23 protein-coding genes and 1 pseudogene are annotated in these 23,469 nt (G+C 68.9%); 9 read left to right on the top strand and 15 right to left on the bottom strand.

The window, feature by feature from the left end:
* Positions 1 to 64 precede the first annotated feature (64 nt).
* The 4 genes from coaBC to mihF form a co-directional block, all read right to left on the bottom strand.
* Positions 65 to 1,312, bottom strand: a complete 1,248-nt coding sequence (gene coaBC, locus A5678_RS18600) for a bifunctional phosphopantothenoylcysteine decarboxylase/phosphopantothenate--cysteine ligase CoaBC (RefSeq protein WP_068044976.1) — start codon at positions 1,310 to 1,312, stop codon at positions 65 to 67.
* A 22-nt stretch (positions 1,313 to 1,334) separates the two neighbouring features.
* A complete protein-coding gene (rpoZ, locus tag A5678_RS18595) occupies positions 1,335 to 1,661 on the bottom strand; it encodes a DNA-directed RNA polymerase subunit omega (protein WP_055403752.1) in 327 nt (108 codons plus the stop codon).
* 73 nt (positions 1,662 to 1,734) lie between these two features.
* Positions 1,735 to 2,403, bottom strand: coding sequence for a guanylate kinase (gene gmk / locus A5678_RS18590; protein ID WP_156746984.1), 669 nt, complete (start codon positions 2,401 to 2,403; stop codon positions 1,735 to 1,737).
* Positions 2,404 to 2,452: 49 nt separating this feature from the next.
* Complete coding sequence (mihF, locus tag A5678_RS18585; protein ID WP_007171927.1) at positions 2,453 to 2,767, bottom strand: integration host factor, actinobacterial type; 315 nt, start codon at positions 2,765 to 2,767, stop codon at positions 2,453 to 2,455.
* A 465-nt stretch (positions 2,768 to 3,232) separates the two neighbouring features.
* Here mihF and A5678_RS18580 point away from each other — a divergent pair, with 465 nt between their 5' ends.
* A complete protein-coding gene (locus tag A5678_RS18580) occupies positions 3,233 to 3,655 on the top strand; it encodes a molybdopterin-binding protein (protein ID WP_068044972.1) in 423 nt (140 codons plus the stop codon).
* A 17-nt stretch (positions 3,656 to 3,672) separates the two neighbouring features.
* Here the strand turns inward: A5678_RS18580 and pyrF are convergent, their stop codons facing one another.
* The 8 genes from pyrF to A5678_RS18540 form a co-directional block, all read right to left on the bottom strand.
* Positions 3,673 to 4,500 carry an orotidine-5'-phosphate decarboxylase gene (gene pyrF / locus A5678_RS18575; RefSeq protein ID WP_068044970.1) on the bottom strand — a complete coding sequence of 276 codons (828 nt, stop codon included), beginning with the start codon at positions 4,498 to 4,500 and terminating at the stop codon, positions 3,673 to 3,675.
* Positions 4,497 to 7,862 (bottom strand): carbamoyl-phosphate synthase large subunit, encoded by a 3,366-nt coding sequence (gene carB, locus A5678_RS18570; RefSeq protein WP_068044968.1) that lies wholly within the window; start codon positions 7,860 to 7,862, stop codon positions 4,497 to 4,499. Before carB ends, pyrF begins: the two co-directional genes overlap by 4 nt.
* The gene (carA, locus tag A5678_RS18565; protein WP_068044964.1) at positions 7,862 to 9,007 is read right to left on the bottom strand and encodes a glutamine-hydrolyzing carbamoyl-phosphate synthase small subunit; all 1,146 of its coding nucleotides are present in this window, start codon (positions 9,005 to 9,007) and stop codon (positions 7,862 to 7,864) included. The genes carB and carA overlap by 1 nt, the downstream gene beginning before the upstream one ends.
* On the bottom strand, positions 9,004 to 9,504 hold the full coding sequence (locus A5678_RS18560) for a transporter (RefSeq protein WP_068045043.1): 501 nt from the start codon (positions 9,502 to 9,504) through the stop codon (positions 9,004 to 9,006). Before A5678_RS18560 ends, carA begins: the two co-directional genes overlap by 4 nt.
* Positions 9,501 to 10,793 (bottom strand): dihydroorotase, encoded by a 1,293-nt coding sequence (locus A5678_RS18555; protein WP_068044959.1) that lies wholly within the window; start codon positions 10,791 to 10,793, stop codon positions 9,501 to 9,503. Before A5678_RS18555 ends, A5678_RS18560 begins: the two co-directional genes overlap by 4 nt.
* Positions 10,790 to 11,749, bottom strand: coding sequence for an aspartate carbamoyltransferase catalytic subunit (locus A5678_RS18550; RefSeq protein WP_068044957.1), 960 nt, complete (start codon positions 11,747 to 11,749; stop codon positions 10,790 to 10,792). The genes A5678_RS18555 and A5678_RS18550 overlap by 4 nt, the downstream gene beginning before the upstream one ends.
* Entirely contained in the window at positions 11,746 to 12,318 is a 573-nt protein-coding gene (gene pyrR, locus A5678_RS18545) for a bifunctional pyr operon transcriptional regulator/uracil phosphoribosyltransferase PyrR (protein ID WP_068044954.1), read from the bottom strand. The genes A5678_RS18550 and pyrR overlap by 4 nt, the downstream gene beginning before the upstream one ends.
* 227 nt (positions 12,319 to 12,545) lie before the next feature.
* Positions 12,546 to 12,974 (bottom strand): cellulose-binding domain-containing protein, encoded by a 429-nt coding sequence (locus A5678_RS18540; protein WP_068044952.1) that lies wholly within the window; start codon positions 12,972 to 12,974, stop codon positions 12,546 to 12,548.
* A gap of 205 nt (positions 12,975 to 13,179) precedes the next feature.
* Here A5678_RS18540 and A5678_RS18535 point away from each other — a divergent pair, with 205 nt between their 5' ends.
* The 6 genes from A5678_RS18535 to A5678_RS18510 all read left to right on the top strand — a co-directional run bounded on the left by A5678_RS18535 (position 13,180) and on the right by A5678_RS18510 (position 18,039).
* Positions 13,180 to 13,812, top strand: a complete 633-nt coding sequence (locus A5678_RS18535; protein ID WP_156746986.1) for a class I SAM-dependent methyltransferase — start codon at positions 13,180 to 13,182, stop codon at positions 13,810 to 13,812.
* A 77-nt stretch (positions 13,813 to 13,889) separates the two neighbouring features.
* Positions 13,890 to 14,234, top strand: a complete 345-nt coding sequence (locus tag A5678_RS18530) for an STAS domain-containing protein (protein ID WP_197502192.1) — start codon at positions 13,890 to 13,892, stop codon at positions 14,232 to 14,234.
* Positions 14,235 to 14,285: 51 nt separating this feature from the next.
* The gene (locus tag A5678_RS18525; RefSeq protein ID WP_068045040.1) at positions 14,286 to 15,491 is read left to right on the top strand and encodes a serine hydrolase; all 1,206 of its coding nucleotides are present in this window, start codon (positions 14,286 to 14,288) and stop codon (positions 15,489 to 15,491) included.
* A complete protein-coding gene (locus A5678_RS18520; protein WP_197502193.1) occupies positions 15,472 to 16,035 on the top strand; it encodes a GNAT family N-acetyltransferase in 564 nt (187 codons plus the stop codon). The genes A5678_RS18525 and A5678_RS18520 overlap by 20 nt, the downstream gene beginning before the upstream one ends.
* Before the next feature lie 554 nt (positions 16,036 to 16,589).
* Entirely contained in the window at positions 16,590 to 17,366 is a 777-nt protein-coding gene (locus A5678_RS18515) for a hypothetical protein (protein ID WP_068044944.1), read from the top strand.
* 4 nt (positions 17,367 to 17,370) lie between these two features.
* Entirely contained in the window at positions 17,371 to 18,039 is a 669-nt protein-coding gene (locus A5678_RS18510) for a response regulator transcription factor (protein ID WP_068044943.1), read from the top strand.
* Here A5678_RS18510 and A5678_RS18505 read toward each other — a convergent pair.
* The gene (locus A5678_RS18505; RefSeq protein WP_068044942.1) at positions 18,021 to 19,442 is read right to left on the bottom strand and encodes a HAMP domain-containing sensor histidine kinase; all 1,422 of its coding nucleotides are present in this window, start codon (positions 19,440 to 19,442) and stop codon (positions 18,021 to 18,023) included. The genes A5678_RS18510 and A5678_RS18505 overlap by 19 nt on opposite strands.
* A 58-nt stretch (positions 19,443 to 19,500) precedes the next feature.
* Here A5678_RS18505 and A5678_RS18500 point away from each other — a divergent pair, with 58 nt between their 5' ends.
* Positions 19,501 to 19,764, top strand: coding sequence for a hypothetical protein (locus A5678_RS18500; RefSeq protein ID WP_156746982.1), 264 nt, complete (start codon positions 19,501 to 19,503; stop codon positions 19,762 to 19,764).
* Here the strand turns inward: A5678_RS18500 and A5678_RS18495 are convergent.
* Together A5678_RS18495 and A5678_RS18490 are read right to left on the bottom strand one after the other, a co-directional pair.
* Positions 19,761 to 22,631 carry an aminotransferase class I/II-fold pyridoxal phosphate-dependent enzyme gene (locus A5678_RS18495; protein WP_068044939.1) on the bottom strand — a complete coding sequence of 957 codons (2,871 nt, stop codon included), beginning with the start codon at positions 22,629 to 22,631 and terminating at the stop codon, positions 19,761 to 19,763. The genes A5678_RS18500 and A5678_RS18495 overlap by 4 nt on opposite strands.
* Positions 22,632 to 22,709: 78 nt before the next feature.
* Positions 22,710 to 23,108, bottom strand: coding sequence for an antitermination protein NusB (locus tag A5678_RS18490; RefSeq protein ID WP_068044937.1), 399 nt, complete (start codon positions 23,106 to 23,108; stop codon positions 22,710 to 22,712).
* Between the two features lie 86 nt (positions 23,109 to 23,194).
* Between A5678_RS18490 and nusB the strand changes: the two are divergent.
* Positions 23,195 to 23,469 (top strand): annotated as a pseudogene (gene nusB, locus A5678_RS18485) (transcription antitermination factor NusB); the annotation flags it as partial.

Genomic DNA, 23,469 nt, shown 5'->3' with positions numbered 1-23,469 from the left:
GAATTATATCGGCGGGCATGGCCGGCCAGCACCTGGCCTGGCACCACAGGAAAACCGAACCGTATTACCCGCCGCCGTGCAGGAACGTGGCGATCGCATCCACGATACGACTGGCCATCAGCGTCTTGGAGCCGTGCTGCAGCGCGGACTCGGTGCCGTCGGACGCGAGCAACCACCCGTCGTTGTTGTCCACCTCGAATGCCCTGCCATCGCCCACCGCGTTGACCACCAACAAGTCACAGCCCTTGCGGCGCAACTTCGCGCGGGCGTGAAACAACACATCGCCGTTGGCGTCGCCCGTCTCCGCGGCGAACCCGACGATGGCCCGCATGTTGGGCAGCTCGCCGTTGGCCCGCGCCCGCACCGCGCCGGCCAGCACGTCGTCGTTACGCACCAGCTCGATCGTCGGCGGCCCTTCTTGATCGTTCAGGCCCTTTTTGATCTTGGCGGCGGAAACCTGCGCGGGCCGGAAATCGGCGACCGCCGCCGCCATCACCAGCACGTCCGCCGCGGGCGCGTGCTTGGCCACCGCGTCGCCGAGCTGCTCCGCCGAGCTGACGTGGACCACCTCGACCCCGGCGGGGTCGATCAATCCCGCCGTGTGCCCGGCGATCAGCGTGACTTCGGCTCCGCGCTGGGCGGCTACGCGGGCCACCGCGTAGCCCTGCTTGCCCGAACTGCGGTTACCGATGAAGCGCACCGGGTCGATCGGTTCGCGGGTGCCGCCGGCGGTCACCAGCACCTTGCAGCCGGCGAGGTCGTAGGGCAGCGCGTCGTGGCGTTCCAGCAGCAGCTGGGCCAGCGTGGTGATCTCCTCCGCTTCGGGCAGGCGGCCCGACCCACTGTCGGTGCCGGTGAGGCGGCCGAACGCCGGTTCCAGCACCACCGCTCCGCGGCGACGCAGCGTCGCCACGTTCTCGGCGGTGGCCGGGTGCAACCACATCTCGGTGTGCATCGCCGGCGCGAACAACACCGGGCATCTCGCCGTCAGCAGGGTCGCGGTCAGCAGGTCGTCGGCGCGGCCGTGCACCGCGCGGGCCAGCAGATCCGCGGTGGCCGGCGCCACCAGAACCAGGTCGGCCTTCTGGCCGAGCTGGACGTGTGGCACCTCCGGGACGTTCTCGAAAACCCCGGTGTGCACCGGCTGCCCGGAGAGCGCCTCGAATGTGGCGGCCCCGACAAACCGCAACGCGGATTCGGTGGGGATGACCCGGACCAGGTGGCCGGCCTCTGAGAGCTGGCGAACGACCGTGCACGCCTTGTAGGCGGCGATGCCACCGGAGACGCCGACGACGATCCGTTTACGGTCCACAGGCTGCCCCGGCCCTGCCCTGTTACTCGCCCTCGGTGTGCTCGAGCAGGTCGGCGTGGATTTCGCGCAGCGCGATCGACAGCGGCTTCTCCTGAAGCCCCGGCTCGACCAGCGGCCCAACGTATTCGAGGATGCCTTCGCCGAGCTGGTTGTAGTAGTCGTTGATCTGGCGGGCCCGCTTGGCGGCGTAGATCACCAGGGCGTACTTGCTCGACACGCGGTCCAGCAGCTCGTCGATCGGCGGGTTGGTGATGCCCAGCGGGGTGTCGTAGGCGCCCTGCCCGCCCGCCGAAGGGTCAAACCGATCGGGGACGGCGGCCAACGCGGCGTCGGACTGCGGAATGGTCACTTAGGTCAATCTCCTCAACGTTCGAAGGCGGTCAGAGCCCCGAAACGGCTTACTGCCGCTGGCAGTTCGATGCTCAATCCCGATTGGATCTGGTCCGATTGGTCTGGCCGGGCGCGTCATGCCGAGCCGGCGCAGTTTCCACCAGCAAGGATACCAATTCGGCGCACGCAGACTCCAATTGACTGTTGACCACGACCTCGTCAAAGTCGTCCTGGGCCGCCATTTCGATGCGGGCGGTCTCGAGGCGACGCTGGATGGCCTCGGGTGTTTCCGTGCCGCGGCCGACGAGCCGGGCCTCCAGGTCCTGCCAACTGGGTGGGGCCAGAAAAACGGTGATGGCCTCGGGCATCGCCCTTTTGACCGCCCTGGCGCCGGCCAGGTCCACCTCGATGAGCACGGGAATCCCGGCGGCGGTGGCGGTCCGCACCGGCTCGGCCAGGGTGCCCGACCTGTGCAGTCCGCCGTGGATGTCGGCCCACTCCAGCAGCGCGCCGTCGTCGATGAGCTGCTGAAACCGGGCGGGGCTGACGAAGTGATAGTCGACGCCGTCGACCTCGCCCGGCCGCGGCGCCCGGGTCGTGGCCGAGACGCTGAAATGCAGGTCCGGTATCCGCTCACGCAGGCACCGGACCACCGTCGACTTGCCGACCGCGGAGGGACCGGACAGCACGACCACACGTCCCTTACCAGGTGGTTCGGGACGCGTCCCATGCTCGACGTCCGGTCCCCCGCCGGCGCTCACTGGCGCTCCCTGGCCGGTGCGCCCACAGGGCGGGTTGGCCGAGGCCGGGTTAGGAGCCGAACTTTTCCAGCAGGGCTTTGCGCTGCCGATCGCCCAGGCCCCGCAGGCGGCGGGTGGGGGCGATCTCCAGCTCGGTCATGATTTCCTGTGCTTTGACCTTGCCCACCTTGGGCAACGCCTCAAGCAGCGCGGAAACCTTCATCTTGCCCAGGACTTCGTCGGTCTCGGCGTCCTTGAGCACCTGCGTGAGGTTGGTGCCGCCGCGCTTCAGCCGGTCCTTGAGCTCTGCTCTCGCTCGACGTGCGGCAGCCGCCTTCTCCAACGCGGCCGCGCGCTGCTCGTCGGTCAACTGGGGAAGGGCCACGATTCCTCCGTATCTGATCAATCAATCTCAATCGATCGCTTTTTGTCTCTGCCGGCACTTCAGCCAGCGGAGACGACCGTACTCAGGCCTTCTGACGAAATCTAACCCGACCCCCTGGTTCGGGGGGCAAAGTCCCAGCATGAGCCCCGCGTGCGGCCCGAAAATCGGATTGATCAGGCACCGCCGGCGACGGCCGCGAGCGGCGCCGCCCTGGCGATCGCAGCGCGCTTTGCGACGCCAACATAACCCTCCTGAGCTGCAGTTTTAGCTCATCGGGCCGGCGCGGGTTCCGTCGCGGGAGCGGTGGCGCGGGGCGGTGTCGGTGGCCGCAAACGCCTCGTGCCGGGGATCACGCATTTTTCGTCGCGTGTCGCGCGTGTCGCGTCGCGCCGTCCGTCGCGGTTCGATCCCGTCCCGATTGCTGGTACGTGCCCCAGCTAACACTCATCGGGTTACGATCTAGCGGTGTCGAACCTGCGGATCCGTCAGGCCGCTGAGCTGCTCGGAGTCAGCGACGACACCGTGCGGCGATGGATCAACCAGGGATCGTTGTCGGTCGGTCACGACGCCGCCGGCCGGAAGGTAATCGCCAGCGAGGACCTGGCCCGGTTTTCCCGGACCAACGCCCCGGCGCCGCCACCGGACCCGCTAAGCATCGGCAGCTCGGCCCGCAACCGGTTTGTCGGACTGGTCACCAAGGTCACCAGCGACAAGGTGATGGCCCAGGTGGAGATGCAGTGCGGCCCGTTCACCGTCGTCTCGCTGATGAGCACCGAGGCCGCCGAGGAATTGCAGCTGCGGCCCGGCAGCGTCGCCGTGGCCGTCGTCAAGGCCACCACGGTGATCGTGGAGACCGCCCGGCCCAGCACCGCGATCACGTCGGACTGACGCGCGCCCAGGGGCGGCTACGGGGCTCCCAGATACGCGACGGCGTCCCGCATCCGCTCGCCGGCCGCCCGAAGCTCGGGCACGCCCGGCCCGGCGCGCAGGACCTCGCGGGCGACCGCGGGCAGCAGCTGGCCGGGATCCGCCCCACCCAGCCCGGCGAGCGCCTCCGGCCGGCCGCCCTGCACGCCCAGGCCCGGCACCAGGACCGGTCCGCCCAGCGCGCTGAGGTCGGGAGCCTCGAGAACCGTCGCGCCCACCACCACGCCGACGTACCCGGGCCCGTTGGGCGTGGCGGACTTGTTCACCACCGCCGCCTGGTCGACGACCAGCTGGGCGACCGTGCGGCCGTCGAAGGCGGCGCGCTGGACGGTCGCGCCCTCTGGGTTGGAGGTGGCCGCCAGCACGAACACGCCCCGATCGTGCGCGGCGGCGGCTTCCAGCAGCGGCCGCAGCGAGCCGAACCCCAGGTATGGCGAGGCCGTCACGGCGTCGGCGGCCAGCGGCGAATCACCCGCCCAGGCGGCGGCGTACGCCGCCATCGTGGTGCCGATGTCACCGCGCTTCGCGTCGGCCAGCACCAGCACGCCGACCGAGCGCAGCGCCGCGATGGTGCGTTCCAGCACCGCGAACCCGGCGGCGCCGTAGGGCTCGAAGAACGCCACCTGGGGCTTGACGACGGCGAAGCCGGCGAACGCCTCGACGCAGGTGTCGCAGAACGCGGCCAGCCCGTCGGCGGTCGTCGGCAAACCCCACGCGCGGAGCAGCTCGGGGTGCGGGTCGATGCCCACGCACAGCGGGCCGCGTTGCGCCTTGGCCTCGGCCAGCCGGAGGCCGAACCCCGTCACCGGGCGCCTTCGTCGGGCGCGGCGCCCTGGCCCATGAGGCTGTGCAGTTCTTGCAGGGACCGCACGCCGATGTCGCCGCGGATGCCGGCCTCGATGCCCTGGATGGCGGCCGAGGCGCCCTGCACCGTTGTGACGCACGGGATGTTGACCGACACCGCGGCCGAACGGATCTCGTAGCCGTCGATGCGCGGACCGGAATTGCCGTAGGGCGTGTTGATGACCATGTCGACTTCGCCGGCCTTGATCGCGTCGACGGCGGACACGGCCGGGCGGCCCGGCTGCGCCGGTTCGAAGTGCTTGCGAACCTCGTCGCAGGGAATCCCGTTGCGGCGCAACATCTCCGCGGTGCCCTCGGTGGCCAGGACGCGGAAACCCAGGTCGGCCAGGCGCTTGACGGGAAACACCAGCGAGCGCTTGTCCCGGTTGGCGACCGACACGAAGATCGTCCCCTCGGCCGGCAGCGACCCGTAGGCGGCGGTCTGGCTCTTGGCGAAGGCGCTGCCGAAGTCCCGGTCGATGCCCATCACCTCGCCGGTCGATTTCATCTCGGGCCCCAGCAGTGAGTCGATCGCGGCCCCGTCGGCGCGGCGGAAGCGGTGAAACGGCAACACGGCCTCCTTGACCGCGATCGGGGCGTTCTGGGCCGCGTGGGCGCCGTCCCCGGAAGCCGCCAGCATGCCTTCGGTACGAAGCTGGGGAATGTTGGCGCCCAACATGATCCGGGCGCACGCCTTGGCGAGCGGGATCGCGGTGGCCTTGGAGACGAACGGCACCGTGCGGCTGGCGCGCGGGTTGGCCTCCAGGACGTAGAGCACGTCGTCCTTGAGGGCGTACTGCACGTTCAGCAGGCCGATCACCCCGATGCCGTGCGCGATGGCCTCCGTCGCGCGGCGCACCTTCTCGATGTCGCTGCGGCCCAACGTGACCGGCGGCAGCGCACACGCCGAGTCGCCGGAGTGGATGCCGGCCTCCTCGATGTGCTCCATGATGCCGCCGATGTACACCTCGCTGCCGTCGCACAGCGCGTCGACGTCGATCTCCACCGCGTCCTCGAGGAAGCGGTCGACCAGCACCGGGTGCTCGGGCGAGAGCTCGGTGGCGCGGGTGATGTAGCCCTCCAGCGTCTCCTCGTCGTAGACGATCTCCATCCCGCGGCCGCCCAGCACATATGACGGCCGCACCAGCACCGGGTAACCGATGTCCTCGGCGATCCGGCGGGCTTGCGCGAAAGTCGTTGCCATGCCGTATTTCGGCGCCGGCAACCCGGCGCCGGTCAGCACGTCGCCGAAGGCGCCGCGGTCCTCGGCCAAATCGATCGCCTCGGGCGGGGTGCCCACGATCGGGACCCCAGCGTCGGCCAGGCGCTGCGCCAGCCCGAGCGGGGTCTGGCCGCCCAGCTGCACGATGACACCCACGACCCCGGGCCCCGGGCCGGCCGACCGCTGTTCGGCGCGGAACACCTCGAGGACGTCCTCGAACGTCAGCGGCTCGAAGTACAGCCGGTCGGCGGTGTCGTAGTCGGTGGACACCGTCTCCGGGTTGCAGTTGACCATCACGGTCTCGAAGCCGGCCTGGCTCAGGGTGGTTGCCGCATGCACGCAGCTGTAGTCGAATTCGATGCCCTGGCCGATGCGGTTCGGTCCCGACCCGAGGATCAGCACCTTGGGCCGCTCGGCCTGCGGCGCCACCTCGGTCTCGGCGGCCGGGTCGAGTTCGTAGCTGCTGTAGTGGTAGGGCGTCTTGGCCTCGAACTCCGCCGCGCAGGTGTCCACCGTCTTGTACACCGGGTGGATGCCCAGCCGCGAGCGCAGCGAGCGCACCCCGTTCTCCCCCGCCAGTTCCGGCCGCAACGCGGCGATCTGGCGGTCCGACAGCCCGCTGTGTTTGGCCCGTCGCAGCAGGTCGGCGTCGAGCACCGGGGCGTCGAGCAGCTCGGTGCGCAGCTTGCCCAGCTCGCCGATCTGGGCGACGAACCACGGGTCGACACCGCTGGCCTCGGCGACGTGCTCGACCGAGGCGCCCAGCCGCAGCGCCAGTTCGATGTCGTAGAGCCGGCCCTCGGTCGCGGTGCGCAGCCGGTCGATCACCTCGTGGAGGTCCCCGTCCGGGTCCGGCTTGGTCCAGAAACCCGCGCGAGTGGTCTCCAGCGACCGCATCACCTTGCCGAGCGCCTCGATGAAGTTGCGCCCCAACGACATTGCCTCACCGACGGATTTCATCGTGGTGGTCAGGGTGGGGTCCGCGCCGGGGAACTTCTCGAACGCGAACCGCGGCGCCTTGACGACGACGTAGTCAAGCGTGGGTTCGAAGCAGGCCGGCGTCTCCTTGGTGATGTCGTTGACGATCTCGTCCAGGCTGTACCCGATGGCCAGCTTTGCGGCGATCTTGGCGATCGGGAAGCCGGTGGCCTTGGAGGCCAGCGCGCTGGACCGGGACACCCGGGGGTTCATTTCGATGACGATCAGCCGGCCGTCGGCGGGGTTGATCGCGAACTGGATGTTGCAGCCGCCGGTGTCGACCCCGACCTCGCGCAGGATCGCGATGCCCAGGTCCCGCATCCGCTGGTATTCCCGGTCGGTCAGCGTCATGGCCGGCGCGACGGTGACCGAGTCACCGGTGTGCACGCCCATCGGGTCGAAGTTCTCGATCGAGCACACCACGACGACGTTGTCGTTGCCGTCGCGCATGAGCTCGAGCTCGAATTCCTTCCAGCCGTAGATCGATTCCTCGATCAGCACGTTGGCGCTGGGGCTTTCGGCCAGGCCGGCCCCGGCCATCCGGTCGACCTCCTCGACCGATCGCGCCATGCCCGAGCCGAGGCCGCCCATGGTGAAGCTGGGCCGCACGACGACCGGCAGGCCGAGTTCCTCGACCGTCTCGCGAACCTCTTCCATGGTGAAACACACTCGGCTGCGGGCGGATTCACCGCCCACCTTGGCGACGATGTCCTTGAACATCTGGCGGTCCTCGCCGCGCTGGATGGCGTCGATGTCGGCCCCGATCAGCTCGACACCGTGGCGCTCCAGCGCCCCGTTCTCGTACAGCGCGACCGCGGTGTTGAGTGCGGTCTGCCCGCCCAGCGTGGCCAGCAACGCGTCGATCTTGTTGCCGCGCCCGGCCTGCTGGGCGATGACCCGCTCCACGAACGCGGGGGTGATTGGCTCGACGTAGGTGTGGTCGGCGTACTCCGGGTCGGTCATGATGGTGGCCGGGTTGGAGTTGATCAGGCTGACCTGCAGCCCCTCCGCGCGCAGCACCCGGCAGGCCTGGGTGCCCGAGTAATCGAATTCGGCCGCCTGGCCGATGACGATCGGCCCCGAGCCGATCACCAGCACGTGCTTGAGGTCACTGCGCCGCGGCACTAGCGCCCCCTTTCGCTCTGTTGGGCGGCCATCAGCTCGATGAATTGGTCGAACAGGTATTCCGCGTCGTGTGGACCGGCGGCGGCCTCGGGGTGGTACTGCACCGAGAACGCCCGCCCGTCAGCGAGTTTGACGCCCTCGACCACCCCGTCGTTGGCGCAGGTGTGGCTGACGACGGCCCGCCCGAACGGCGTGTCGAAGGATTGGCCCGCCTCGCCTTCCAGCGCGAAGCCGTGGTTCTGTGCGGTGACCGCCACCCGCCCGGTGGCGTGGTCCATGACCGGAATGTTGATGCCGCGGTGGCCGAACACCATCTTGTAGGTGGACAGGCCCAGCGCCCGGCCCAGGATCTGGTTACCGAAACAGATGCCGAACAAGGGGATCCCGGCGCCCAGCACCTCGCGGGTGAGCGCGACGACGTGGTCGGCGGTCGCGGGGTCGCCGGGGCCGTTGGACAGGAACACCCCGTCGGGCTTGATATCGGCGATCTGCTCGAAGGTCGCCGACGACGGCAGCACATGGCTGCGGACGCCGCGCCGCGCGAAATTGCGCGGGGTGTTGGTCTTGATGCCCAGGTCCAGCGCGACCACCGTGAACCTCCAAGATCCCGGTGGCCCTTCGGGTTCCACGACGTAGCGTTCGGGGGTGCTGACCTCGCCGGCGAGGTCGGCACCCAGCATGGACTGCTGCTCCCGCACCCGCTCCACCAGGGCGGCGGGGTCGGCGAGCGCCTCACCGGAAAACACCCCCGCCTTCATCGATCCCCGAGTGCGCAGGTGGCGCACCACCGCCCGGGTGTCGATGCCGGCGATCCCGACGATGTGCTGGCGCACCAGCTCGTCCTCCAGGGTGCCGGTGGCGCGCCAGTTGGACGCGCGCGGCGACGGGTCGCGCACCGCGTAGCCGGCGACCCAGATCTTGTCGCCCCGGCTCTCGCCGTCTTCGTTGTTCCAGCCGGTGTTGCCGATCTGGGGCGCCGTGGCCACCACGATCTGCCGGTGATAGCTGGGATCGGTCAGCGTCTCCTGGTAGCCGGACATGCCGGTAGAAAACACAGCCTCGCCGAGCGTTTCGCCGATCTTGCCGAATGGCGTGCCGGTGAAGACGCGCCCGTCCTCGAGCACCAGTAGGGCCTTGTTCGTCACGCTGCTTCCTCTTCCAGCCACTCGGCATAGTCTTCGCGGCGGTTTGCGCGAAAGCCGGTGTCGATCTCGACTCCTGATGGCAGCCGCCACCGAATCGCCAATATCCCGATCCGAGCCGCGGCCCTACCGCCCATGCTGCGCTCCATACGGATACCCGTGATCGACTCCTGTGGAATCCAAATGGGTTGGGCCCGTAGGCGTTCCACCATGATCCCACCGGCGTAGCGGGTCAGCACCCCTTTGCTTCGGTAACCCAAGTCGCCGACCGCGATCCGCTCGTTCCAGCCCGGCGCCATCATGGAACCGCAATAGTGGCCGCGGGTGGTGACCATCGCCGCGCCTACCTGGTCGGGCACGTTGGGCAGGTCGCCGATCAGTTCCGCCTGCCGCTGTGAGCGGCGCCGCCAGCTGCGCATCATCAGCTGGATCAGCACCGCGATCACCACCACCAGCACGGCCGCGAAGATCAGCGACCCCACCAGCGTGCCCGAATTCATGCCGGGCACTTCCCGTCTCGAGCGGTGACCTTGCCGCGCAGCAGGGTCGCCGTCACGGTGGCGGGCAGGGCCATCGACTCGAATGGCGTGTTGGCCGACCGGCTGGCCAGATCCGACCCGGCGACGGTCCAGGTGGCGTCCGGATCCACCACCGTCAGGTTGGCCGGCTCCCCCACCTCCAGCGGGCGGCCGTGATCGGGCAGCCCGACGATCCGGGCGGGGTTTTCGCTCATCACCCGCGCGACGTCGCGCCAGGACAACAGACCGGGCGTCACCATCGTCTGCACCACGACAGACAGCGCGGTCTGCAGACCCAGCACGCCGGGACGCGCCGCCGCGAATTCCACGCACTTCTCGTGCTCGGCGTGCGGGGCATGGTCGGTGGCCACACAGTCGATGACACCGTCGGCCAGGGCCTGGCGCAATGCCACCGCGTCGGAGGCTTCGCGCAGCGGCGGGTTGACGCGGTTCACCCCGTCGTAGCTGACCAGCCTGCCGTCGTCCAGCATCAGGTGATGCGGGGTGACCTCGGCGGTGATCGAAATCCCTTGCTCCTTGGCCCATCTCACGATCTCCACGGTGCCCGCGGTGGACGCGTGGCAGATGTGCACCCGGGCGCCGGCGTCGCGCGCCAGCAGCGCATCGCGGGCCACGATCGATTCCTCGGCCGCCCGCGGCCATCCGGAGAGCCCCAACCGGGCGGCCGTCGGTCCCTCGTGGGCGACGGCGCCGACGGTCAGCCTGGGTTCCTCGGCGTGCTGGGCGATGAGCACCCCCAGGCCGGTGGCGTACTCGAGGGCGCGGCGCATCACCAGCGGGTCGTGCACGCAGATGCCGTCGTCGGAGAACATCCGGACCTGGGCGGCCCCGGCCGCCATCATGCCCATCTCGGTGAGCTCCGCGCCGGCCAGCCCGATGGTGACGGCGCCGACGGGGTGCACGTCGACCAGGCCGACCTGCCGGCCGCGGTGCCATACGTGGTCGGTGACGACCGGGCTGTCGGCGACCGGGTTGGTGTTGGCCATCGCGAAGACCGCGGTGTAGCCGCCCAACGCCGCTGCGGCCGAACCGGTTTCGATGTCCTCGGCGTATTCGCGGCCCGGCTCGCGCAGATGGGTGTGCAGGTCGACCAGTCCCGGCAACAGCACGTGACCGGTGGCGTCGATGACATCTGCGGTGTCGGGGATCTCGAGACCAGCGCCGATTTCCGCGATCTGGCCGTCATCGACCAGCACGTCGACCCGATCACCCTCGCCGTACAACCGGACCCCGCGAATCAGCACGCTCATGCCACGCCCTCTTCTCCGGCAGACTCCGCGCCCACCAACACATGGAAGAGCACCGCCATCCGCACGTGCACGCCGTTGGAAACCTGTTGCAGCACGGCCGATTGCGACGAGTCGGCCACCGACGAGGCGATCTCCATGCCGCGCAGCATCGGCCCCGGGTGCAGTACCACGGCGTGGCCGGGCAGCATGGCCTGGCGACGATCGGAAAGCCCATAGCGCGAAGAGTATTCGCGCACCGACGGGAAGAAGCCGCCGTTCATCCGCTCGGCCTGCACCCGCAGCATCAGCACGGCATCGGCGGCGGGCAGCTCGGCGTCGAAGTCGTTGGTCACGGTGACGGGCCACCCGTCGACCCCGACCGGCAGCAGCGTCGGCGGCGCCACCAGCACCACCTCGGCGCCCAGGGTGTCCAGCAGCATGACGTTGGAGCGGGCGACCCGGCTGTGCAGGATGTCGCCGACGATCACGATGCGCCGGCCCTCGATGCCGCCGAGGCGCTGGCGGATGGTGAGCGCATCCAGCAGCGCCTGCGTCGGGTGCTCGTGGGTGCCGTCCCCCGCGTTGATCACCGACGGCCCGGAGTCGTTGCCGGCACACGTCCACTCGGCGAGCAAGTGGGCCGCGCCGGACGCCGGGTGGCGGATGATCAGCGCGTCGGCGCCGGCCGCCCGAAGCGTCAGCGCGGTGTCGCGTAGCGACTCCCCCTTGCCCACCGACGATCCGGCCGCGCTGACGTTGATCACGTCGGCGCTCATCCACTTGCCGGCCACCTCGAACGACACCCGGGTGCGGGTGGAGTTCTCGTAGAACATGGTGATCACGGTGCGGCCGCGCAGCGTCGGCAGCTTCTTGATCTCGCGGCCCACCAGCGCCTCGGCGAACCGGTCCGCGTCGTCGAGGATGGCGGTGGCCTCGTCGCGGCTCAGGTCGCCGGCGGCCAGCAGGTGACGCGTCATCGCGAGATCACCACCCCGTCGCGACCGTCCTGTTCGGCCAGCAGCACGTGCACACTCTCGCTGCGCGAGGTGGGGACGTTCTTGCCGACGTAGTCGGCGCGCAGCGGCAGCTCGCGATGGCCGCGGTCGACCAGCACCGCCAGCTGCACCACCCGCGGGCGGCCGACATCGCGCAGCGCATCCAGCGCGGAGCGCACCGAGCGCCCGGAGTACAGCACGTCGTCGATGAGGATCACCAGCGCGTCGTCGATGCCGCCGGCCGGGATCGAGGTGGCCTCCAGCGGCCGGGGCGGCTTCTGCATCAGGTCGTCGCGATAGAGGGTGATATCAAGGGCGCCGCGCCCGACGTCGATTCCGCTGTACTCGGCGATGTTGGTGGCCAGGCGCTTGGCCAGGATCACGCCGCGGGTCGGGATGCCCAACAGCACAACCCGTGGCGCGTCGGGACCATCCAGAGCTGTCTTTTCGATGATCTGGTGTGCGATACGGGAAATGGTGCGACCCACGTCGGCCGCCGACATCAATTCCCGGGATTCGCGGCCCACGCCGCTTTCACCCACAGCACCCATACGAGACTTGACCTCCTTCTCCGCCTCGCCGGACGGATCGTTAAAGGATGTCGACTGCCCGGCAGCGTAGCACTTCCTCGGAAGCGCGACGGCGCGAGGCACGAGTGGCCACGAGTGTCGTCGACCTCGATCAGCCGCTCCGCCACAGCCGCCCCCGGCGTCTCGCCGAGGACGACACGATGGAGCCTGAACGGGCGGAGCCGTCGAGCCTCAATGTGGGCTAGCGGCTAGGTGCACGGGTATTGCCCGTTGAGCAGGCAATTCGACGGGGGCGAGAAGGAACCGCTGACCACGCCTCTCAGGCCACCCGTGGCCGAACCACCGGGTGCAATGCTGCGATTCCAGTTCGCGGGGGTGAGTACGTAGTGGGTGCCCGATTGGGTGATGGCGCTGTTCCACGTGTGCAAGACGGATTGTCCCGGCGGCATGTCGAAGTCGAGCCGCCAATCGGTTAGCGGCGCCATGCTCAAGTTGGTAACGGTGAAGTTGGCGATGAAACCGGTCTGCCACGCATGTTCCACCGACAGCGTCGCCGAGGCCGCGGCCGCATGAGCTACGGGGGTGCCGGCGAGTCCGAGGGTGGCAACCATCAACGCCGACACGAATACGTGAAGCGCTGCGCGCCAGCGCTTCACGTAGTTGTCCAGTCCGGCCATAGCAGCCAACACTAGAGCCAGCCAGGCGATACCGACCCGCGCAGCGCGGGTGAGCTGCCGTACCTTTGCCCAACCGAAACCGTCATGAAATTTTGGCCTCGATTCACCGATGCCCGTCTCCGGCGCTGGAGCCCCGACGCGCGCTGGCCCCGCCCGTTGGGAGCGGGCTACCCTGGCGAAAATGACGGGCTCGGGCTTCTCCAGACTGCAGCGGATGGACTTCGACGCGCTCTACCGCGGCGAGAGTCCCGGCGAAGGCATCCCCCCGATGGCCACACCCCCGTGGGATACCAAGGCGCCCAAGGACAATGTCGTCGCGTGGCACGGCGGCGGCTGGGTCCACGGTGACGTCCTGGACATCGGCTGCGGGCTCGGCGACAACGCCATCTACCTGGCGCAAAACGGGTTCCGGGTCACCGGCTTGGACATCTCGCCCACCGCGCTGGTCACTGCCCAGCGCCGGGCCCATGACGCCGGGGTGGACGTGACGTTCGCGGTGGCCGACTCCACCAAGCTGGAGGGCTACACCGATGCGTTCGACACCGTTATCGACAGCGGAATGTTCCACTGCCTCGACGACGACGGCAAGCGCGACTACGCCGCCGCCGTCCACCGCGCGACCAGGCCGGGCGCCACGCTGTTGATCAGCTGCTTCTCCGACGCCAACACCCCCGACGAGCGCTGGCCCCGACCCTCGGTCTCGGAGCCGACGCTGCGCGATGTCCTCGGCGGCGGGGGCTGGGAGATCGAGTCGCTGGAACCGGCCACGATGCGCCGCGAGGTCGATGGCGCGCAGGTGGAGATGGCGTTCTGGTACGTCCGCGCGCACCGGCGTTGAGCGAACCGTCCCGGCCCACCGCGGCGAGATTCGGCCCGGGTGATCGGCCGTCGCGGAGAAGACAGTAGGTTCGGGTGGTGCGGAGCGAGGAGTTCTGGGTTACCCGCCGTGATGCCGGGCACGCGGTGGTGTTGCAGGTCAGTGGTGTGGTGGACATCATCACCGCGCCCTCGCTTGCCACGCATATCGACATTGCCCTGGCCGACACGCCCGCGGTGCTCGTCATCGACCTCACCGAGGTCGATTTCTTGTCCTCGGCGGGCATCACCGTGCTGGTCGAGGTGCATCGCCTGACCGAGAACAGCCCGACGTCACTGCGGGTGGCGGCCGACGGCTCGGCCACCAGCCGGCCGCTGCGCATCGTCGGGCTGGACGAGTTCATCGACCTCTATCCCACCGTGAACGAGGCGCTCGACGCGTGACGGCCCTGGTGTGACGATGGTTCCCCCGGGGCCGCCGCTAACGTGAATCGGGTGAATCTCGACGGCAACGCGGCCTCCATCCGCGAAGTGTGCGACGCCGGCCTGCTCGCCGGTGCGCTGACGGTGGTGTGGCAGCGCGGAGAAGTGCTGCAGGTCAACGAAATCGGCCATCGCGATGTGGACGCGGGCCTGCCGATGCGGCGCGACACGCTGTTCCGGATTGCCTCGATGACCAAGCCGGTCACCGTCGCGGCGGTGATGAGCCTGGTCGACGAGGGCAAGCTGACGCTGAAAGACCCGGTCGTGCGATGGGCGCCGGAGCTGGCCGACGCGCGGGTGCTCGACGACCCGCACGGCCCCCTGGACCGGACGCATCCGGCGCGGCGCGCCATCCTCATCGAGGATCTGCTCACCCACACCAGCGGCATGGCCTACGGATTCTCGGTGTCGGGGCCGATCGCCAAGGCCTACGTGCGGCTGCCGTTCAATCAGGGCCCGGACGCCTGGCTGGCCGAGCTGGCCAAGCTGCCGCTGGTGCATCAGCCGGGCGACCGGCTCACCTACAGCCATTCGATCGACCTGCTGGGCGTCATCGCGGCACGCATCGAGGGCAAGCCGTTCCACCAGGTTCTCGACGAACGCGTGCTGGGGCCGGTGGGCATGCCCGACACCGGCTTCTTCGTGTCCCCCGAAACCCGTCGCCGCGCCGCGACCATGTACCGGCTCGACGAGCAGGGCCGGCTGCACCACGACGTGATGGGGCCGCCGCACATCACGCCGCCGTCCTTTCCCAACGCGGGTGGCGGCCTCTGGTCGACCGCCGACGACTACCTGCGGTTCGTGCGGATGCTGCTCGGCGACGGGACGATCGACGGCGTGCGGGTGTTGTCGCCCGAGTCCGCGCGCCTGATGCGCACCGACCGGCTCACGGACGAACAGAAGCGGCACAACTTCCTCGGGGCGCCGTATTGGGTGGGCCGCGGCTTCGGCCTGAACCTGTCGGTGGTGACCGACCCCGCCAGGAGCGCGCCGCTGTTCGGCCCGGGCGGGCTCGGGACGTTCAGCTGGCCGGGCGCCTACGGGACGTGGTGGCAGGCCGATCCGAGCGCCGATCTGATCCTGCTCTATCTGGTCCAGAACCTGCCCGACATGTCCGCGGACGTGGCGGCGGCGGTGGCCGGTAACACCTCCCTGGCGAAACTCCAATCGGCGCAACCGAAATTCGTCCGCCGCACCTATCAAGCGCTCGGCCTCTAGCACTGTGGCCGACTACCCGCCTGACCGCATCACCGGGCCCCGGCTGGTGCTGCGCCGCCCCGTGCTCGACGACGCCGGGGCACTGTTCCAGCGGGTGGCCCGCGACCCCGAGGTCACCAAGTACCTGATGTGGGCGCCGCACCCCGACGTGGCGGCGACGCGGCGGGTGATCACCGAAAAGCTCAACGCCACGCTCGACGAGCGGACCTGGGCGATCGAGTTGCGGCACAGCGGTGAGGTCGTCGGGCTGACCAGCTGCCGGCGTCCGGTCCCGCACTCGGTCGAGATCGGTTACTGCCTGGGTCGACGGTGGTGGGGCAAGGGCTTGATGGCCGAGGTGATCGACATGTTGCTCACGGCGCTCGACAACGATCGGGCGGTGTACCGGGTGTGGGCCACCTGCAATGTGGAGAACGAGCGTTCGGCGCGGCTGCTGGAACGCGCCGGTTTCGTGTTGGAGGGGCGATTGGCCCGCCACGCCGTCTACCCCAACTTGGGGCCCGAGCCGCAGGACAGCCTGCTCTACGCCCGGATCCTGCGCTGAGCACGGTGCGCGTCCAGGGCGGGAGTCGCCGGCGTGTCGCCGCCCTGAACGCACACTCGAAGCCCTCGGTGCACACTGCATCGCCGCTACCCGGCTTCGGTCGAGCGCCCGGCGCGCGTAGGCTCCCGAGCGCAATCACACGAAGCGCCAATCACCTCCAGATTCGGCGTAACTCGCTATGGCGCAGCACTTTCCGGCCTCTCCTGTCCGCAGGGCTGACCGAACCACCGCGCGCCTGCGCCCAATTGGCTCGCGCGGGCCTCGGAAAACGTGCAATCCATCGTGGCACGGCGTTCGCTGGGAGGTTGGCGCGCCAAGAGCGCTGTAAGTTATTAATTACTAAGGCAATCGACGTGAAAACTCAGCATGCATGCACTTGCTGCGATAGCCTGACCTGCGAATCGAATTGTGCTCGTGGCTGTTTGGCGACCGGATGGCTATTCGAGACCGCGACTCGCAGTATGGACACAGCGGTTCTTGTCCGGGCACTCAGTGATTTCTCAGCGCGGCTACCCTAGGAATGCATCAACGACGACACCGGAAGATGACTGTGGATGAGTGACGTTACGCGCCATGCGTTGACCAAGGTGCCGGCTGTCACCCTGGGCTTCTGGATCATCAAGATCTTGGCGACCACGTTGGGCGAGACGGGCGGCGACACCGTCACGATGACGCTGAACTGGGGCTACGCGGCCGGGGTCGCGCTCTTCGGCGTCGCGCTGGTGGTACTGGTCGCCGCTCAGATCTTCGCGAAAAGTTTCCACGCCACCCTGTACTGGGCGACCATCGTGGCCTCGACGACGTTCGGCACCACGCTGGCGGACTTCGCCGATCGATCGCTCGGCATCGGCTACACCGGCGGGTCGCTCCTGCTCCTGGGTTGCCTCCTGGCCACCTTGGGCCTTTGGCGTTGGTCGGAGGGCACCGTCTCGGTCACCACCGTCTCGACGCCGAAGGTCGAGGCCTTCTATTGGGCGACCATCACCTTCTCGCAGACCCTGGGCACCGCGCTCGGCGATTGGCTCGCCGACACCCGCGGATTCGGTTACGAGCGTGGAGCGTTGGTGTTCGCCGCCGGCCTGGCCGTGGTCATCGCGCTGTACTACTGGACCGCCATATCGCGGGTCGCGTTGTTCTGGGTAGCGTTCATCCTGACCCGGCCATTGGGCGCGACGATCGGCGACTTCATCGACAAGCCGGTCGCCGACGGCGGCCTGAACCTGAGCCGCCCGCTGGCCTCGGCGGTGATCGCGGCGATCATCGTGGCGTTGATCGTCGTCCTGCCGCAGCGTCCGGGTCGCCACCCGGGGGCGGCCGACGAAGAAGCGTGACGGCATGAGGGTCCTTCTCGTCGAGGACGAAGCGCGACTGTCGGCCACGCTTGCCCGGGGGCTCAAGGCGGAGGGATTCGTCGTCGTGGCCGTCGGCACGGGCGTCGACGGCCTTCGGGAGGCGGTCGAGACCGGCTTCGACGTGGTGATCCTCGACATCATGCTGCCCGGCCACAGCGGATACGAGGTGCTGCGCCGGATGCGGGCGCAAAACGTGTGGACGCCGGTCCTCATGCTGACCGCCAAGGACGGTGAGTACGACGAAACGGACGCGTTCGACCTCGGAGCCGACGACTACCTGACCAAACCGTTCTCGTTTCGGGTGCTGGTGGCGAGGCTGCGCGCCCTGGTGCGTCGCGGGGTGCCGGAGCGGCCGGCGGTGCTGAGCGTGGGATCGCTGCGGCTGGACCCCGCGCGGCACACCGTGCACCGCGATTCCGCCCCGATCACGTTGACCCCCCGCGAGTTCGGGGTGCTCGAGTTTCTGATGCGCAATAAGGACATGGTTGTCACCAAGGCCGAGATATTGCGCAACGTGTGGGACGAGCACTACAGCGGCCCCGACAACGTGGTCGAGGTTTACGTGGGATATCTGCGTCGCAAGATCGATATTCCCTTCGGTACCAACACCATCGAAACGATTCGGGGTGTGGGTTACCGGTTGCTGCGTTGAGGGCCGCGTAGCGGCAGGGACACCCTCATTCGGGTTCCGCCGCCCGGTCGCTCCGCTATCGTGACCGAACCGCCATGAGCGGCAACGACCTCGGCGACGATCGCGAGACCCAGGCCGGCTCCCCCGCCGCTGCGGGCACGGTCGGAATCCAGTCGCACGAAGCGCTCGAACACCCGGCTCCGGTCGGCCGGGGAGATTCCCGGCCCGTCGTCGCTGACGGTGAGGATGGCCGTCCCATCGCTGCCGCCGACTTCCACGTAGACGCGCGAAGTGGCATGGCGGACAGCGTTTTCCACCAGGTTACGGATCATTCGCGAGATGGCCATCGGGTCGCCCGCGCAACGCACCGGGCGGATGTCGGCGTCGATTGCGCAGCGCGCCTGACGTCGACAGCGGGCGACCTCGACCTCCGCCACCTCGTCGAGGGCGAGCACTTCCTTGCGCCGCATCAGGCTCTGCTCGTCGGCGCGCGCCAGCAGCAGCAGGTCTTCGATCAGCGTGTGCATGCGTTGCGCCTCGGGAAGCAGGGTGTTGACCGCCAACTCGGCGTCGAGCAGGTGCGGGTGGGCCTCGGCGACTTCCAGCCCGGAGATGATGGTGGCCAGCGGGCTGCGCAGTTCGTGCGACGCGTCGCCGAGAAAGCGCTGTTGCGCGCGGTGGCCGGCCTCGATACGGGACAGCATCTGGTTCATGGTGACCGCTAGGGCGGCGATCTCGTCGCGGCCGGCCGGCACCGGCACCCGCTCGGCGAGGTCGGATGTCGAGATCTCGGCCACGCGCGCGCGGATCGCGTCCACCGATCGCAGCGATCGGCGAACCAGCAGAAACGTCGCGGCCGCTGCCCCCGCGATGACGATGGGCGCACCGCCCGCCAGGAGCAGGGCGACGGTCCGCGCGGTCTCCTCGACCGCTTCGCTCCCCCCACCCACCAGCACCGTGTAATCGCCGGATGCGGTGGCGACCCGCTGACCGCTGACGCGCATGTCGTCGCCCGCCACCGCGTCGTCGGGCAGACCGCGGCGCAAAGCGAAATCGAACTCGCTCACGGGAACGAGCGGCGTGGCGGGTGCGGAGCGGGACCGCTTGACCACCCTGCCGTCGGGGGCGATCACTTGCACGGCAACCACCCGCGGGTCGGTGATCAACAGGGTGGCGTCTAGGCCGGCCGGCGGCTCGGCCTGCAACGCCTTCGCCAGGTCGCGAACTCTTTCGGCGGCGGCATAATCGACACCCACCAGTAGCGACCGGTACAGGATCGCGTCCAACCCCGCCCCGGCAAGGACGAGCGCGCAAAGCACGACGACCGCGGACACCGCGGCCGAGCGGGCGGGGATGCCCCAGTGCGGGAGGCGAGGCGACTGCACACCACCGATTCTGCAGGGGCGAGCGTTGCCGGAAAACACCGAGCTCAGCCGGCTTCTCAGCGGCCTCTCAGCGAGCGCCTCCTAGGCTGACCCCGTCATGAGAGGTACTGCACGCCTGGCGCGTCACAAGAACCGCGTAACGACACGAATGCTGGTCTCCGTCGCCATCGTCGTCGGCTCCGGGCTGGTGGCGGCGGCGCCCGCCGGCGCCGACCCGAGCCCGTTCAGCACCCTCAGCTGCAGCTGTCCGGAGACGGCCCCGGCCGGCAGCCCGGCCCGCAGCGACGAGATCACCCAAGGGATCCGGGCCGGCGAGCTCGGCGGGCCCGCACCACAGGGCTCGGTCCCGCCGCGTTCCTAGCCCCGGGCGTCTTCGCCGACGGCTCGCGCGGCGCGGTCGCCATTGCGGGCCCCGTTCATGCCCGAGGCATCCGACGGCAACTCGAACGAGGGATACGCGGTGCCCACCGCCGCCAACGCCGCGTTCCGCTGGGCCTCCATCCGCGCCAGGGCCGCCTCGGTGAACACCGACAGCCCCAGGTCCGGGTTGTAGCCGTGGATCTCTTTCACGTCGAGCTGGGCCAGGAAATAGACGATCTCCTTGGACACCACCTGACCGGGGACCAACACCGGGAAGCCCGGCGGGTAGGGCACCACGAACGTGGTGGACACCAGCGTCTTGCCCTCCGCCAGACGTCGCCCCGCCATGCCGATCAGGACATGCTCGCGGTCGGACTCCTCGTATCCGGCGTAGAAGGCCGACCGCATGTCGCCGAACATGCACGCGTCGACGGGCCGGAAGGCGACGTCGAACTCGCTGAAGTCGGGCAGGTGCGGCAGGTCCTGTGTGACCTCCTCGACGTGGCGCTCCTGCAACGCCCGGTCGGCGACGCTGGCGGCGTTCGCGGCGCGGTCGAAATCGGTTGCCACCCTGCGCAATACATCGAGCAAGTAATGCACGCTGGACCACGTCACACCGATGGTGAAGATCAGCAGCACGCTGTTGATCGACGTCTTGTTGATCTGGATGCCGAATCGGTCCATCAGGATCTTTTCGCGGAAGTCGTACCCGTTCATGCCCGTCTTGCCGACGAACAGGGTCACCCGCGTCGCGTCCAGCACGAACTGATCGGACCGCCACGCCTCATTCCACTCGGCCAGCGCCCCCTGCCGGACCTCGCGGTAGGAGCTCACCGACGACGCCCGGAACTCCTCGGGCACCAGGTCGGACTCGTCGAGGATGCGGAACCACTTGCTGATCAACCGGTCTCGCCGCACTCGATGACGGAATACCAGCGCCATGTCGTAGGTCTGCCGGACCAGCTGGAAGCCCTCGATGTCGACCTGCCGGCGCGCCAGGTCCAGCGAGGCCAGGAGTTGCTGGTTCGGTGAGGTCGAGGTGTGCGTCAGGAATGCCTCACCGAACGCGTCGCGGGCCAGCGCGTTGAAATCCTGGTCGCGGACGTGGATCATCGACGCCTGCCGAAGCGCCGACAGCGACTTGTGCGTCGAATGTGTCGCGTACACGCGGACCCGCGCGCGGGCGGGGTCGGGCAACAGCGGACGGTCGACCCACTCCGACCGATCTCCCCCTTGTTGCAGGCCCTCCATCGACACAGCCCAATTTCGGTACTCGGCAGCGTATTCCGGTGATGCCAGCATCTGCTCGAGGCGCTCGGCCGACACCATCGCGGTCCGCTGCCGAGCCCAGGGCACGGCTGTGGCGAACGCGTACCACGCCTCGTCCCACAAGAAGCAGATGTCCGGCTTGATCGCAAGCACCTCCTGCATGACCTGCACCGGGTTGTAGACCACGCCGTCGAAGGTGCAGTTGGTCAACAGCAGCATGCGTACCCGGTCCAGCTGACCGGCCGCCTCGAGATCCAGCAGGGTCTGCTTGATCGTGCGCAGCGACACCGCCCCGTAGATCGCGAACTGCGGCAACGGATACGCATCCAGGTACAGCGGGTACGCGCCGGCCAGCACCAGCCCGTAGTGGTGGGACTTGTGGCAGTTGCGGTCGATCAGCACGATGTCGCCCGGCCGGGTCAGGGACTGGACGACGATCTTGTTGGCGGTGGACGTCCCGTTGGTTACGAAGTAGCTGTGGTTGGCGTTCCACGTGTGCGCGGCCTTATCCATCGCCTTCTTGATGTTGCCGTGCGGGTCGAGCAACGAGTCGAGGCCGCCCGACGTGGTCGAGGTCTCGGCCATGAAGATGTTGCGGCCGTAGAACTCGCCCATGTCCTGCAACGACTTCGAGTTGAAGATGCTGGCACCGCGCGCGACGGGCAGCGCGTGGAATTGGCCGACCGGCGCCGCCGCATACGCCCGTAACGCATCGAAAAATGGTGTGGCGTAACGGTTTCTAAGTCCGGCGAGCACGGTGCTGTGCAGGTCGGTGACGTCGTTGAGCCGGTAGAACGTCCGGTCGTAGACGTCGGGCTCGGTGTCATCGCCCGCCGCGATGGACTCGTCGGTGAGCAGATACAGGTCGATGTGGGGCCGCAGCTCCCGGATCCATTCAGCGCATTCGATGCAGTCGTTGGCACGGTCGGGGACGACGTCCTTCGCGTCCTCGTTGGGCCCGAGCAGCCTGTTCATCAGCGGCAGCCGGTCCCGGGACCGCAGCGGCAGGTCGTCGCGGATGATGGCGGCCTGAATCTCGCCGTTGAGGGCGACCGCGGTGATGGCGTCCTCGACGCTGGGCGCCACCAGGATCTCGAACTGGACATCGTCGGACGGGTTGCGCAATTCCCGCAGGCATTCGGCCAGGCAGTCGGGAGCCGTCGCGGGCGCGTCGTCGGCGAGCAACACGGTGTAGAACTGCTGCTGCTTGGCCTGGGCCACCAGCTCCTGGTCGGCGAGCGGCGCCGAGGTGTCGAAAAGCCCTGCGCGGTCGCCGTATTCGCTCAGCAGCCGGACGGCCATGGAAACCTCTTCGGTGAGCCGCACCGTGGACAGGCTCTCGAGGTGCGCGCGGAAGGTCGCCAGGTTCGCCGCACCCGGATACAGCCAGTAGCGCTCGTAGGCGGCGATGCGGTCCATCAGGCGTTTCACCCGGGCCACCTCGTGCGTCTTGTCGAGCCCGGCCAGGTCGACCTCGGCGAGGTGGCGGCACGCATCGTCAAGCAAATTCCAGGTGTCGACGCGGGCGTAGGACGGGTTGGCCACCGCCGCCAGCGCGGAGACGCGGAGTCGTCGCGGCTGGGTGGTGTATCGAGTCATGACCTCACCTGTTCTTCTGAGCGACTTGTATTCTCACCCCGCCGCGCCGCCCACGTGATCGTTTCGCGTGAGCTCTCCTCAGCTGTCCAGCTCGTCGTCACCCTCGTCAGCGTCCACGATGCGCCGGTTGGCGCGCGTGCTGTCCACCCAGCGCAGCACCGGAAGCTCCCAGCGGCGGACCGGCAATTCGGTGACGTCGGACAGCGATCGCACCACCGACTGCGTCAGGCCCATGAGCGCGGCCATCACCGGCAGCAGCGGCTGCAGCGGCCTGGCGGCGGTGCGAACCGTGCTGATGCGGCGGGCCACGATCAGCCGCTCGACGCAGTGATACAGCCAGGCGCCCACCGCGAGCGCGTAGATCGACAGCGCCGACGCGACGATGGTCCACCCGAAGGCGGCGCATACGACGGCGCCCAGCACCACCGTCGCGGCCAGCAACCCCGCGACGACGGCGCGCAGCTCCAGCCGGGTCACGCCTGGCGTTCCTCGGTTTCCGCAGCGCCGGCCGCACCGGAACGGACCGCCGCGGCGGCCGCCCGGATCTGCGGCGTCACCAGCATGACCTGATCAGCTCGCACCTGCAGGGCTGGACGCTGGACCGGCTGCCCGCCGTCGATCGCGCCATCCTGCGGGTCGCGGTGTGGGAGCTGCTGTACGCCGACGACGTCCCGGAGCCGGTCGCCGTGGACGAGGCCGTGCAGCTGGCCAAGGAGCTGTCCACCGACGACTCGCCGGCGTTCGTCAACGGCGTGCTGGGGCAGGTCATGCTGGTGACGCCGCAGATCCGGGCGGCCGCCGCGGCGGTCCGTTCCGGTGCGGCCGGCGCTGCGGAAAC

It is taken from the genome of Mycobacterium sp. E2733 (assembly GCF_001667585.1).
Lineage (GTDB): Bacteria > Actinomycetota > Actinomycetes > Mycobacteriales > Mycobacteriaceae > Mycobacterium.
This window is presented reverse-complemented; position numbering and strand designations above follow the sequence as displayed.

Excerpts from the sequence above, each read along its gene's own strand:
- A5678_RS18495 (WP_068044939.1), bottom strand. The coding sequence starts at position 22,631 with ATGACTCGATACACCACCCAGCCGCGACGACTCCGCGTCTCCGCGCTG.
- A5678_RS18510 (WP_068044943.1), top strand. The coding sequence starts at position 17,371 with ATGAGGGTCCTTCTCGTCGAGGACGAAGCGCGACTGTCGGCCACGCTT.
- A5678_RS18500 (WP_156746982.1), top strand. The coding sequence starts at position 19,501 with ATGAGAGGTACTGCACGCCTGGCGCGTCACAAGAACCGCGTAACGACA.
- A5678_RS18515 (WP_068044944.1), top strand. The coding sequence starts at position 16,590 with ATGAGTGACGTTACGCGCCATGCGTTGACCAAGGTGCCGGCTGTCACC.
- A5678_RS18540 (WP_068044952.1), bottom strand. The coding sequence starts at position 12,974 with ATGGCCGGACTGGACAACTACGTGAAGCGCTGGCGCGCAGCGCTTCAC.
- A5678_RS18560 (WP_068045043.1), bottom strand. The coding sequence starts at position 9,504 with ATGAATTCGGGCACGCTGGTGGGGTCGCTGATCTTCGCGGCCGTGCTG.
- A5678_RS18550 (WP_068044957.1), bottom strand. The coding sequence starts at position 11,749 with ATGACGCGTCACCTGCTGGCCGCCGGCGACCTGAGCCGCGACGAGGCC.
- pyrR (WP_068044954.1), bottom strand. The coding sequence starts at position 12,318 with ATGGGTGCTGTGGGTGAAAGCGGCGTGGGCCGCGAATCCCGGGAATTG.
- A5678_RS18555 (WP_068044959.1), bottom strand. The coding sequence starts at position 10,793 with ATGAGCGTGCTGATTCGCGGGGTCCGGTTGTACGGCGAGGGTGATCGG.